This window comes from Bradyrhizobium macuxiense (genome assembly GCF_007993935.1).
In the GTDB taxonomy this organism is placed as follows: Bacteria; Pseudomonadota; Alphaproteobacteria; order Rhizobiales; family Xanthobacteraceae; genus Bradyrhizobium; species Bradyrhizobium macuxiense_A.
In genome coordinates this window covers 304,386-316,355 of sequence record NZ_VITY01000009.1, presented here as the reverse complement: position 1 = coordinate 316,355, position 11,970 = coordinate 304,386, and the positions used below count along the sequence as shown (strand labels likewise).

13 protein-coding genes are annotated in these 11,970 nt (G+C 63.9%); 6 read left to right on the top strand and 7 right to left on the bottom strand.

From position 1 onward, the window contains the following. Positions 1-346: 346 nt before the first annotated feature. From FBZ93_RS24590 to FBZ93_RS24580, 3 genes are all read left to right on the top strand, one after another. Positions 347-664 (top strand): hypothetical protein, encoded by a 318-nt coding sequence (locus FBZ93_RS24590; protein WP_146989227.1) that lies wholly within the window; start codon positions 347-349, stop codon positions 662-664. Between the two features lie 310 nt (positions 665-974). Next, positions 975-1,226, top strand: coding sequence for a hypothetical protein (locus tag FBZ93_RS24585; protein WP_146989225.1), 252 nt, complete (start codon positions 975-977; stop codon positions 1,224-1,226). Positions 1,227-1,361: 135 nt separating this feature from the next. After that, entirely contained in the window at positions 1,362-1,541 is a 180-nt protein-coding gene (locus tag FBZ93_RS24580; protein WP_146989223.1) for a hypothetical protein, read from the top strand. Positions 1,542-1,545: 4 nt separating this feature from the next. On the opposite strand, the gene FBZ93_RS24575 is transcribed toward FBZ93_RS24580, so the two are convergent. After that, on the bottom strand, positions 1,546-2,178 hold the full coding sequence (locus tag FBZ93_RS24575) for a TetR family transcriptional regulator (protein WP_146989221.1): 633 nt from the start codon (positions 2,176-2,178) through the stop codon (positions 1,546-1,548). Positions 2,179-2,282: 104 nt separating this feature from the next. Here FBZ93_RS24575 and FBZ93_RS24570 point away from each other — a divergent pair, with 104 nt between their 5' ends. Then, positions 2,283-2,948 (top strand): O-methyltransferase, encoded by a 666-nt coding sequence (locus FBZ93_RS24570; RefSeq protein WP_146989219.1) that lies wholly within the window; start codon positions 2,283-2,285, stop codon positions 2,946-2,948. Positions 2,949-2,972: 24 nt separating this feature from the next. Here FBZ93_RS24570 and FBZ93_RS24565 read toward each other — a convergent pair whose 3' ends face one another. The 3 genes from FBZ93_RS24565 to FBZ93_RS24555 all read right to left on the bottom strand — a co-directional run bounded on the left by FBZ93_RS24565 (position 2,973) and on the right by FBZ93_RS24555 (position 6,157). Beyond that, positions 2,973-4,310: a tetratricopeptide repeat-containing protein gene (locus tag FBZ93_RS24565; protein ID WP_146989217.1), complete on the bottom strand. Its 1,338-nt coding sequence runs from the start codon at positions 4,308-4,310 to the stop codon at positions 2,973-2,975. Between the two features lie 12 nt (positions 4,311-4,322). Further along, positions 4,323-4,850, bottom strand: a complete 528-nt coding sequence (locus FBZ93_RS24560) for a hypothetical protein (protein ID WP_146989216.1) — start codon at positions 4,848-4,850, stop codon at positions 4,323-4,325. A gap of 167 nt (positions 4,851-5,017) precedes the next feature. After that, positions 5,018-6,157, bottom strand: a complete 1,140-nt coding sequence (locus FBZ93_RS24555; RefSeq protein ID WP_146989214.1) for a patatin-like phospholipase family protein — start codon at positions 6,155-6,157, stop codon at positions 5,018-5,020. Between the two features lie 394 nt (positions 6,158-6,551). Here FBZ93_RS24555 and FBZ93_RS24550 point away from each other — a divergent pair, with 394 nt between their 5' ends. Beyond that, positions 6,552-7,985: a toll/interleukin-1 receptor domain-containing protein gene (locus tag FBZ93_RS24550; RefSeq protein WP_146989212.1), complete on the top strand. Its 1,434-nt coding sequence runs from the start codon at positions 6,552-6,554 to the stop codon at positions 7,983-7,985. Positions 7,986-8,016: 31 nt separating this feature from the next. Here FBZ93_RS24550 and FBZ93_RS24545 read toward each other — a convergent pair whose 3' ends face one another. The 3 genes from FBZ93_RS24545 to FBZ93_RS24535 form a co-directional block, all read right to left on the bottom strand. Then, positions 8,017-8,754, bottom strand: coding sequence for a hypothetical protein (locus FBZ93_RS24545; protein WP_146989210.1), 738 nt, complete (start codon positions 8,752-8,754; stop codon positions 8,017-8,019). 109 nt (positions 8,755-8,863) lie between these two features. Next, positions 8,864-9,106: a hypothetical protein gene (locus FBZ93_RS24540; protein WP_146989208.1), complete on the bottom strand. Its 243-nt coding sequence runs from the start codon at positions 9,104-9,106 to the stop codon at positions 8,864-8,866. Between the two features lie 115 nt (positions 9,107-9,221). After that, entirely contained in the window at positions 9,222-10,220 is a 999-nt protein-coding gene (locus tag FBZ93_RS24535; protein WP_433995438.1) for an NAD(P)H-dependent flavin oxidoreductase, read from the bottom strand. Between the two features lie 66 nt (positions 10,221-10,286). On the opposite strand from FBZ93_RS24535, the gene FBZ93_RS24530 reads away from it, so the two are divergent. Beyond that, positions 10,287-11,849 (top strand): AMP-binding protein, encoded by a 1,563-nt coding sequence (locus FBZ93_RS24530; protein ID WP_146989206.1) that lies wholly within the window; start codon positions 10,287-10,289, stop codon positions 11,847-11,849. Positions 11,850-11,970: the final 121 nt, after the last annotated feature.

Genomic DNA, 11,970 nt, shown 5'->3' with positions numbered 1-11,970 from the left:
AAACCGAGTTGATGAGCGATGATGGAGAGCGAGACGGAACGCTTCCGGAAATCGGGATCCGGATGGCTGGGCTCCTCCCACACATCGGCTCGATGCGTGATGTTTATCGTTCTTGTAATACTAAACGTATTACTAAATTAAGGAACCCGTCAAGCGGATTTCTTGGGAGCCGCGAAGGGCCGATTGAGCAGGCCTGCTTGAGCCGTTTGCTCGCACCGCAGCAACGCCGGATGATGGAAAACACCAGGACAGGCTCAGCTCGATGTTTAGTATCGCGTTTTACTGAACGTTCAGCGCGAGAATAGAACGCCTTGCGCGCGGCGCCTTACGTCATCTGAAACGAGCGATGGCCAACACCCGCTCCCGTCTCGCATCAACTCGTCAAAGTAAGGCGAAATGCGATCGACTCCAACCGATCACGGAGCCTGATCAACAACTGCGCTTTGTGTCGCGTGGCGCCGCCGCGCTTTGGCTGCGAGCGCGAAGCGCGTCCGGCGAAGCCAAAGCGGCACGGGATTTGAGACAATGCGACCGCGTGTTGTTGCGCGCAGTGCACATTGCACCGACGGCCTCAGCGCTGCGCGAGACTGTTGAGACGGGCGCAGAACATCGCAGCCGTCGCATGGCCCCATCTGACATCTTCGGCAAGATCTCGACCGCCTGACGGAAAATGCCGTCATATTTTGGCCATAGCCCGTTTCTTAAAGGCCCGGGCGGGCCATGTCCCGCCTCTGTTTTGCGTCGTCCGGCCGATGCGGTCGCTTCGCAACCAAATTGCAGATCATCGCTGCGCCTCCCCCACCACAACCAGGATGGTCTGCCAACAACAAGAGGACTTTGTAATGCGTAAAACTCTCGCGGCTGTCGCCGTGCTTTTGGCCTTCGCCTCGTCTGCTGCTGAAGCGCGCGGCCGTCATCACCATCATCGGCATTATGCACATTCCGGTCGCCCTGCTGCGTGGTGCGGATGGTTCATGCGCACGCAGGTCGGCAGCGATCCGGGCCCGCAATACAATCTGGCGCGATCCTGGGCACGATACGGCAGCAATGCCGGCAGTCCTTCGGTCGGCGCGATCGTCGTCTGGCGTCATCACGTCGGCAAGATCGTGGGGCACGAGAATGGCCAGTGGATCGTGCAGAGCGGCAACGATGGACACGCCGTGCGCACGCGGCCGCGTTCGCTTGCCGGCGCCATCGCGTTCCGCAACGCCTACGCTCAGTTCTAGGGGAACTTCGCTTCAGCGCTGACATCCGAGCGTGCGACGCCGAGCGGTATACGAACCGTTCATCATCGCGGCTTACGCTCAAGCGGGGTTTCGCCCTGAAGCCCTCAGACAGGCGCCGTCACCTGAGTTGACCAGGTGGCGGCGCTTTTTCAGGAATGCACCAGCTTGCCTCAGAAACCGAAAAAAGCCGCCTCTGTCTCCACGACTGCGCCCTATTGGTCGGCCGCTTACGTCAGTTTCCGCAATGGCGTGACTGTTTTCGCCGTGACCGGCGGCGTGCTCGGGTTCCTGTTGGTCGCCAGGCACTATCTCTGAACCGTCAGCGCTTTCCGAGACTCTTCAGATACGCGCAGAACATATCGGCCATGGCATCGGCATAGCTCTCGATCTCGGCCTGACTTCGCGGGCTCTCCGAAAAATCCTTGCCCACCGTGCTGAGCGTCGTCGTGATCAGATCGCCCGCCATCGCGCGCACCGCATCAGACGCCTTCGGTAACGCCTCGCGCATGAAGGTCTCGACAATGCGCTCGCCCGATGCCCGCACTTCGCGTGCCTCGGGCGCATCGCGATAGAGCGGCGCGGCGTCGTTGAGTGCAACGCGCACCGCGGCCTCCTCGCATTCGGAACGGATGAAGGCGTGCACCAGCGTGCGCAGCCGGTGCAATGGCGGCCGCGCGGCGTCCTCGAGGATGTCGCGCAGCAGGCTGATGTTCTGCCGCCACTCGTCGCTCTGCAGCCGGAACAGGATCGAGGCCTTGTTCGGAAAATACTGATACAGCGAGCCGACGCTGACGCCGGCCCTCTCGGCTACGCGCGCCGTGGTGAAGCGCTGCGCGCCCTCTTTGGTCAAAACCTGAACAGCAGCATCGAGAATCGCCGCGACGAGCTCCGTCGAGCGGGCCTGTTGCGGCTGTTTTCGCGAGGAAATTGAAGAGGTTCGCCGTTCGGTCATGGACGTCTTATGGACACCTTGGGAAATGCGATTAGCGAATGCGACTAATTATTCGTATTTCTGCCGAGACGCAAGGACGCGCCGTTTTTTGACCGGAGATTCACATGACGACCCTCACCTCACCCCGGCTCGCAGGCCTGCTCGACCGCCTGTTCGCGCAGGCTTCCGCCGCGGTGGAGGACACCCGGCTCGCGGTGGCCGACCTTTCCGACGAGGAACGGATGCGGCTGATGCAGAGCAGGACCGACTACCGTGCGCTCTACGGGCGATTCAAGAATGCGCCGCTCGCGGTCTCGCGCGAGACCGGCGCGCTGCTCTACATGCTGGCGCGCGGCACGCGGGCGCGGAACATCGTCGAGTTCGGGACATCGTTCGGCATCTCGACGCTGCATCTTGCCGCCGCGTTGCGCGACAATGGCGGCGGCCGCCTAATCACCAGCGAATTCGAGCAGTCCAAGGTGGCGCGGGCCCGGGACAATCTGGTCGCCGGCGGGCTCGACGACCTGGTCGAGATCCGCGAGGGCGATGCGCTCGAGACGCTGCGCACGGGTCTGCCCGATACAATCGACCTCGTGCTGCTCGACGGCGCCAAGGCGCTCTATCCCGATATCCTCGATCTCGTGGAGAGCCGCCTGAAGCCGGGTGCCTTTGTCGTCGCCGACAACGCCGATTACAGCCCCGACTATCTGGCGCGGGTGCGCTCACCGGCCAACGGCTACATGTCGGTGCCATTCGGCGAGGACGTCGAACTGTCGATGCGCCTGCGCTGAGGCCGACATGCAAGAAGCGCGCGATCAGGCCGCCTTGATCTTGTCGATGACGGCGGACAATCGCGCGCGCTTTGCGGCGTCGGTCACCTGCGTGACGCTGGCCTCGAGGTCGCCGAGCACGCTGTCGATCTTCCATGCTGCGGGGCCTTCATCGATCACCGCGTCGGCCAGCTCGTCGGCCTTGTCGGGATCGCCGAGGTCGAAAGCCGCGGCGAGCAACGTCTGACGCGTCCATTCGTCGCCGACCTGAAGCCGTCTGGCACGTTCGCAAGCGGCGATCGTCAGCCGCAACGCGGTCTGCGCGCGCTCCTCGTCACCGGCCCGGGCACGCGCGCGATAAAGACGCGGCAAATTGCTCGAGCAATAATAGGCATTGAGGTCGATCTGCATACCCTGCTCATAATATTCGATCGCCTTCGCCTGGGCTTGCCGCTTGTCTACGGCCAATGTGGCTGCTCTCGCCAGGCGCTTGTAGCGACCGCCCATCAGACCGAGGCGTTCGGGTGTCGGCCCCGCCGTCCTGATCAGCGTCTCAAGCGCCGCAATGGCCTGGAGATTGTTGCCGGCATAGGCGGCGGCGAATTCACGGATCTCCTGGATTTCAGGGACGTCCTTGAACTTGTTCGGAAGGCCCGCCGCAAAGTCGAGCACATTGTTCCAGTCCGTGGTCTTGTCCACGCTGTCGCGCAGCAGCAGCAGCAATGCGAGCGCAATCGGATAGGTCGCGGGCGGCGTGCCCTCGCTTGCGATCAGCGCCTGCGCGCGCTGCATGCGTTCGGTGTGCGGTGCGGCACGCACCTCGCGCACCTTGGTCTGGAACGCCGCGAGTTCGGCGAGCTGCTCCTTGGTCGTCGTCGCCTTCGTCGGATCGACATCTTCGGGATAGCCGGGGATCGACTGGGGCATCGGCGAGAGCCCGTCTCGCAGCGACACGATGCCCTCCTTGATCCTGGGCCGCAGACCCGCTGCGGTGTCGTCGGAGATGTTGCCCTCGGGGAGCGGGTAGCGCACGGTGCGCATCTGCACGACGTCGAACAACTGCTTCGACCAGTCGGCGGCAAGCAGAACACAACCGGTCTTCTGCGCCGCATGGCGAATACCGACCTCGTAATAGACGTTGCCGTTCGGGATCGTCATGTCCGCCAGCACGAGGTCGGCGAAATAGAGCCGCTCCAGCATCTGGCCGACGATCAGCGCACCGGTGTCCTGGTCGGCGCGAACCGGCTCATAGCCCAGCTCCTTGATCACCGGAACGTAGCCGCGATCCCACAGCGCGTTAAAATCGATTTCGGCCGGACCAAGCTTGGCATCCGCCTGGGTCGGCTTGCGGCCGTAAGGCATGATCATGAAACACGACGGCATATCGCAATCCCTTCAGTCCCATAATTTTCGCGTATCCAGCCAGTAAACCCACGTCGTCTTGCGCTCCGCTTCATCCATCAGGTGCTTGGCGCCGCCGGGCCCGTCGCCGCCTTCGCCGTTCCACAGGCAGATAAAGGCGAGCTTCTTGTCGCCAAACCGGGCGGCCCGCTCCAGCATCCATTGATTGTCGCGCTCATAGGCGTTTTCGCCGGCCGGCAGCGGGCCGAGCTCGACCGGCATGACATGGAGTGCCGCGCGCGATTTCGCCGCGAGATAGCGCGCGCGCCAATTGCCGCCGGCGAAATCGACCGAGCCGGCAAGGAAGGTCGGCTCGTCGAACGGAATGTAGATCTCAAGCCCCATGCCCTGCGCGAGAGCAGCCTCCGCAAACAGCAGGTCGCCGCCGCAAGCGCCGCCGCATATCGCGAGGTCGCCCTTGGCGACACCGATCTTCGCAAGCGCATCGGCGATCGCAGCGGCCGCGGCCGGCTCCTTGTCCGGCGGAAAGCGAGGCGTTTTTCGATCTGGCGCATCGATCATGTGACCGCTGAAGAGAACCACTATGTTAGGTGATCCGGCGCGTTGGTCCGTGGTCATCGTGACACCCGACTGATGGTTGGATCATTGTGTCTCGATGACAAACTTAGCTGAAGGCGAATCTCCTGTCGAAGCCGGAACCGAATCTCAGGACACCGCGCTGCGCGACATCACTTGATATCGAAGGCCGGCGGGAAATGTTCCGGCTTGATCTGCACCTTCGCGGCGAGCGCTCCGATCTCGGCGAGCTCGTCCATGTTGGACGGGTCGTCCATCGCGGCGATCTTTGCAAGCGCCTCCGGCGTCCGGTCGATGGCCACCGTCGTCTTCAACCAGCCCGTCTCCAGCAGCACGTTGTAGCGCGCATAGGTCGCAAGTTGCGGTCCGCCCTGGCTGTCCGCCGCCATGTCTTCCACCGCGCGATCGATCGACCATGGCGTCAGGCAGTTGGTCAGCCATTGCAGCATGCCGTGATTGAGCCGTCCGCAATCGTCCATAAGCGACTGCAACGACCGCACACCCTGCTCCGCCGCCGGCATGTGGACGATCTGGTCGGTCGAGAATGTCGACTTGAACACGCCGGTCCCTGCCGAGATCAGCAGGAGTTTGTCCTTGCCGCCATGCCACCGGAAACCATGACCATGAAGTGACGCGAGCATCAGCAGTTGCAGCGCCGGATCGTTGAACGGGCTGACACCGCCGTCGACGAAGGCGCCGCTCACCGTGTGACCATCGCGCGCGGAGATCTTGATCTCCTCGGGCTTGAAATAGGTTGGGGCCGCGGTGCTGGCGCGAACCACTTGCGTCAGCCGCAACGCGCCGTCCTGCCTGGCGTAGGGCGCGTCCGGATGATTGTGCAGCGGCCAGGGACTGCCGGTATCGAGCCTCTTGGTCATGATCATCAGGCCGGTGCGGACGTAATCGCCGCCGAGCGCCGTGTCGGCGCCGAGCTGCGCATCGAGCGCGTGCTGCAAGGCATCGGAATTGAATTTCGGCGCCAGTAGTCCCCGCCGCCAGAACGACTCCTGAAAGATGTCCGTGCCGATCCCGCGATAGAGCTTCTTCAAGGCGTCCACGGTCATCCCGCAGGCAAGCCCGGCCGCGATGATCGATCCGGTGGAGGTGCCTCCGATCAGATCGAAATAGTCGCAGAGCAGCAGGTCATCTTTGCCGAACCGCTTGCGCAGCATCGCCTCGATGGCGCTGACATATTCAAGGGTCAGAATGCCGCGAATGCCGCCACCATCGAGCGCCAATATCCGCTTCGGCCCGGCGTCACGATCGAGATGCTGCTGCTTCGTCTTCGGCATGGCTGACCCTCCGACTATGACTGTTGCTGATCTCGATACGGCCGACCGATCACGGCCGAAGGCTCAATTGGTGGCGCCCTCGCGCGCACGGCGCCGGGGCATGAAACGAAGCGATGCGTTCACGTCGACACATCGGCTGATGTTTCGAAAAATTTTAGTCAGTGCATTCCGGAGCAGGACGAGCATCGCGCGCCGGCTCCCTGCGCATTCTGCACATGATACACCCTAGGGTATAGTGAGGTACTTCACTGGCAGGCGGTTTTTCTTTTTCTCGGCCGGCGATCGCAAATTTCAGAGACGGGTTATCATGGGTCCGCGGCGAGTGCAGCCGCGGCATTCGGCCGATGAATAGCGGCCAGCCGTCGCATAAGATTCATGCAGATCGGATTTTGCCATGCCAAACGATTTCTCGGTCTTTATCAGCCATCGCGCCGAAGACAGATTTCTCGCGCGTCTCTTGAAGGCTCGGCTCGAATATCTCAGCAGCCTGGACGGACAACGTTCGGTGGAATGCTACGTGTGCGAGGAAATTCCCGGCGGCGCCGAATGGCGCCAATGGATGATCGACAACACGGCGAGGGCCGACTGCCTGATCTTCATCCACACCAACGCCGAGCATAATTGGACGTGGTGCGCGTCCGAGATTTCCCAGTTCGACGGCTACAAGCGCGCGCTGAAGCTCACGTCGAAGGTGCTGTGGTTCTCGGTCGATAGTTCGCCGTCGTTTCCAATGCTGGCGGAGAACGAGTTCTACGGGATCGGCGACGACGAGGTGCGGCGGTTTCTCGAGGATCTGTTCGTCCGGCCGACCTTCGGTCCCGTGCCGCTGCGGCCGAAGCTGAACGCCAATCATGCCCGCGACTTCAACGAGGCGGTGAAGGATCTGCACGCGCAATTCATGCAGATCACCCGCCCGGAAGAGCTGTTCCGCCTTCGGCTTCGCGTCGTGTTCAGCGACGAGCTGTCGTTCCGGCAGAAGGCCGATGCGCTGAAGGCATTGCCGCCGGCGGAGCGTGCGCGCGGATTCCTGACGGATGCCCGGCTGGAGGCGGATCCCGCCACCACCACGCTGCTGTCCGGTCCCGATGCGGCTGGCCTCGACTGGGAGGACCTGCTCCGCGCCCAGAACCGCTACGACAGCGGCGCCTGGCTCGACGAGCTGACGAGCTATGTCGCGAACTCGTTCTCCGACGTGGATATTGCCAGCCGGCGAAGCCGCGAGCAGGTCCTCAGTCCGATCTTCCGCGATCTGAAGCTGTATCAACCAGTGATCGCTCGGCTCGAATATCTCGACAACACGCCGTTCTCGGTCGTCATCATCTTCGTTCCGATGCCGCCGTTCAGCGAGGATCCAAGGCTGATGGTCGCGCAGAACATGCCGAAGGACATCGTATTCCTGTCGATCCTGCTGCGACTGGCGCGGCGCTTCCGATGGTCGTTCCTCGAGCCGCTGTACAACGCGGTCGAGGACCTCGACGATGACTTCAGCGCCAAGCGATGGGACGACCTGCTGCAGCGCTACCACGAATGCCTGGAAAACCTCGATTCGATCCTGCGACAAGGCAACATGCGTGAGCTCGAAACCGTGGGCGACATCAAGTCGACGATCAACATCTCCGACGATGCGCTTCTGAAGGAGATGTTCAAGGATTGGGGGACGTTTCAGACCCGGCTCGCGCAGGCGATCGAGAAGAAGTCGCCGGGCGATGTACGGCAGACGCTGGAGCCCTGGCTGAAGCGCAACAAGGACTTCATGAAGCAACTGCTCGTCGAAACCCAGGGCAAGGTGGAGAAGCTGCGGCCGCTGGAAGTTCACCAGGGGCCATAGACCGCAGGTTCGGCCCGGCCGCCTCCTGCGCTCAGATCATGGACGCGACGCGCTCGAGGCCAATCAGGCGCGCCAGCGAACGGACCTCGTTCTTCTGGTCCTCACGGAGCTGGAACAGCAGCGGCATCGCCGCCGACTTCAGTTGCTGCACTTCCTCGGAATCCGGATCGATCGGCATGGTGCCGGCGGCCGGATCGCCCTGGCGCTTGGCGTGGATCTTGCGCGCGACCGCGCGCAGCGCGGTCTCGACTGCCGGCCAGTAGTATTCCTGCGACGACGACAGCTTGAGCCGGTCCTTGATGCCGGCGATCTGCGCATCGCTGAGCAGGGCGTAGGTCTTCTGCGGCGCCGGCTTGGCGGCAGCCTTGGGCTTCGGCGGCGCCGCGGGAGCGACCGGCGCGGGCGCTGCAGGCTCGGCGATCTTCGGCTGGGCCGCATCGACGGGATCGTTGAGCTTCGGCAGGCCGATATCGGCAGGCTCGGCGGACGCATAGGCCTGGCGCACGGTATCGGTCGCGCCCGGGATCGCGGCTTGCGCCCGCAGCAGGAGCGGCGACGGGCTGGCGGGAGGCTCCGCCGGCTGCGGCGCTTCAAATGAGGCAGCAGCAAGCGTCGTGACCGCGAGCTTGTCCTGCTTGCTGGCACGATTGGCGACCGGGCCGACGTCGGCCTGCGCTGCCGGCAGGCTGTCGCGGCCCAAAATGGCAGTGATCGCGGCGCCGGCGAGCAGGAAGCATGTCAGGGCGGCGAGGGTGATGGCTCTGGTCAAAAATTACTCCATTGCCGGCCGGTGTCACCGCAAACTGCGCGGCAAATGCGGCGTTAGCGTGCCATGACCGCGCCAAATAGGTGAAATTGTCCCGAAACGGCCCGAAAAATCAGGCCGCGGCGTCAAGCTCATAGGCTTCCTGGATGTCGGCCACGATCTCATGCGCCGTCCACAGCGCGCCGGGCTGGACCGCGTGCATGCTGACCGTCCAGTTGGTCCGGCGGGTGCGCGGCGTGCTGACGATGTCGAATTCGACCTGACGGCACAGCGGATGCCGCTGCAGGGCATAAAACACCCTGGTCCGGAGCTCATTGAGCGAGGCCGGGGTCTTGGAGAGCGCCTCAAAAGCCATGTCGCATTCCCACAACTGCCGGGCGGTCCGCCGTGGCGGCGGACCATCCCGTGACGCATAGTTGGGACTGGCATGGTTAATGCCGCGTTAAGCGGACAGGCGGGACTTGACCGGATCAGGCGAGCCGCACCCGCGCGCACGCGGCCTCGTACTCCGCGACAGTCTGCGCCACGAGCTCGTCGACCGCGAGCACTCCGGTCACCCCCGAGGTGGAATGACCGCCGCTCCAGATGTCGCGCCAGCGTTTGGGCCGGCTTTCACGGGCGCCGATGTCGATGTCCTTGCCGATGTCGATCGCGCCGCGTGCCGGCAGGTCGTCGGGATCGAGACCGGCGGCCTCGATCGAGGGCCGCAGCATGTTGGTCTGCAGGCCCGTGAAGGCGGTGGTGAGCAGGATATCGTCGGCGGTCGCCTCGACCAGCATCTGCTTGTACCTCGCATCCGCCATGCTCTCGCGCGTCGCGATGAACTTGGTGCCCATATAGGCGAGATCGCAGCCGAGCGCTTCCGCAGCGCGCAGCGCGTGGCCATCGCTGATGCCGCCGGCCAGCACGATCGGGCCATCGAAGAATGCGCGCACCGCGCGGACGAACACGAACGGATTGAGCCAGCCGGTCTGCCCGCCGGCGCCCGCGGTGAGCAGCACGAGCCCGTCGGTGCCGGCCGCGACCGCGCGTTCCGCATGGCGGATCGAGGCGACGTCGGCGAACACCAGCGCGCCGGCATCGTGCAATGGGCCAAGCACCGGCGCGGGCGAGCCGACCGAGGTGATCACGAGCTCGGGCTTGTGCCGCAGCAGCACGGCAAGATCCTGCTGCAGCCGCGCGTTGGAGCGGTGCACGATCAGGTTCGGACAGATCGGCGCCGCCGCCCTGCCGGTCGCATCTTGATGCGCGCGCAAGCGGTGCTCAATGTCGCCGAGCCATGCATCGAGCTGTTCCGTCTCACGGCAATTCACCGTCGGAAACGAGCCGATCACGCCGTTGCGGCAGGCAGCTACCACCAGCTCGACGCCCGACACCAGAAACATCGGTGCTGCGATCAGCGGCAACCGGAGACGATCGCGAAATCGCGCGAGAAGATCTGCGGACAAGTTGTTTCTTCCCATCATCATTGTGTTAGCGTTGCGGCCAACATTGGCACGCAAGAAGCCAAACACAAAGCGGGAGGAGACCACCACATGAGCAATCCGCTCTATGCATTTCCGGCAACGTGCGAGCAGACCTTGCGGGCGCTGGCGCGTTATCCGTCGCGCACCGCCTTCGCATGGCCGGGCGGCTCGCTCAGCTATCAGGGCGCGACCGATTTGATCGGGCGGATGCAGAGCGTGATCATGCGGCTCGGCTTTGCGCCGGGCACCCGCGTCGCCTTCCTCACCGCCAACCGCGCCGACAGCTGGTGCGCCGGTGTCGCCGCGCAATTGTCGCGGCTCGCCATCACCTGGCTGCATCCGCTCGGCTCGCTCGATGACCAGCTGTTCCAGATCGAGGACTCCGAAGCGCAGATGCTGATCGTCGACGGCATCACCTTTCGCGACCGCGGCGGCGAGCTCGCGGCGAAGGCAGCCGGCCTGAAGACCATCTTCACGCTGGGACCTGCGGATTACGGCGCCGACCTGCTGCAGGTGGTCGAGGATGCCGGCAGCGCGACCGCGAAGAACTTCGCGCGCGAGGACGACATCTCGACCCTGAACTACACCGGCGGCACCACCGGCAAATCCAAGGGCGCGCTGCGCTATCACCGCGAATATGGCGGCTTCGCCGCCGCGATCCTCGCCGACTTCGAGATTCCGGGGACGCCGCGCTATCTCACCGTGGCCCCCATCAGCCATGTCGCGGGGACGAAGGTGCTGCCGACGCTGATGCGCGGCGGCACCGTGCACATGCTGAAAGGGTTCGATCCGGAGGCGGTGTTCAAGACCATCGAGCGCGAGAAGATCAACTTCACGCTGTTCGTGCCGACCATGATCTACGTCATGCTGGACCATCCCGCGCTGCCCAAGACCGACCTCGCCTCGCTCGAGCTGTTGCTCTACGGCGCATCCGCGATGTCGCCGAGCCGGCTGGTCGAAGGCATCGAGCGGATCGGCCCGGTGTTCTCGCAGCTCTACGGCCAGACCGAATGCTATCCGGTCTCGGTGCTGCGCAAGGCGGACCATGACCCGAAGACGCCGGAGCTGTTCCTGTCCTGCGGCTTCCCGATCGCCGCCTGCCAGGTCAAGATCCTCGATCAGGACGACCAGGAGGTCGCAACCGGCGAAGCCGGCGAGATCTGCGTGCGGGCCACGCATGTGATGGCCGAATACTGGAAGCGGCCCGACATCACCGCGGAGACGCTGAAGAGCGGCTGGCTGCACACCGGCGACATCGCGCGCAAGGACGAGCGCGGCTACATGTTCATCCTCGACCGCAAGAAGGACATGATCGTGTCCGGCGGCTTCAACATCTTCCCGCGCGAGGTCGAGGATGTGCTGTCGCAGCACGCCGATGTGGCGATGGTCGCCGTGGTCGGCGTGCCCGACGACAAATGGGGCGAGGCCGTCACCGCCGTCGTCGTGGCGCGCGAGGGAGCCACACCCAATGCCGACGAGCTGATCGGCCTGGTGAAGGCGAAGAAGGGCTCGGCGCACGCACCCAAGCAGATCCAGTTCGTTAAGGAGCTGCCGATGACCGGCGTCGGCAAGGTCGACAAGAAGGTCCTGAAGGCCCGCTTCTGGACCGGCCGCGACCGCATGGTGGGGTGAGGCGGTTGTCGATCCCGTCTCGTCGAAGACTGCAAGTTTATTCACTCGTCATTGCGAGGAGCGATAGCGACGAAGCAATCCATGCTTCCGCGTATGCCGTGCGATGGATGCACGGCCCGAT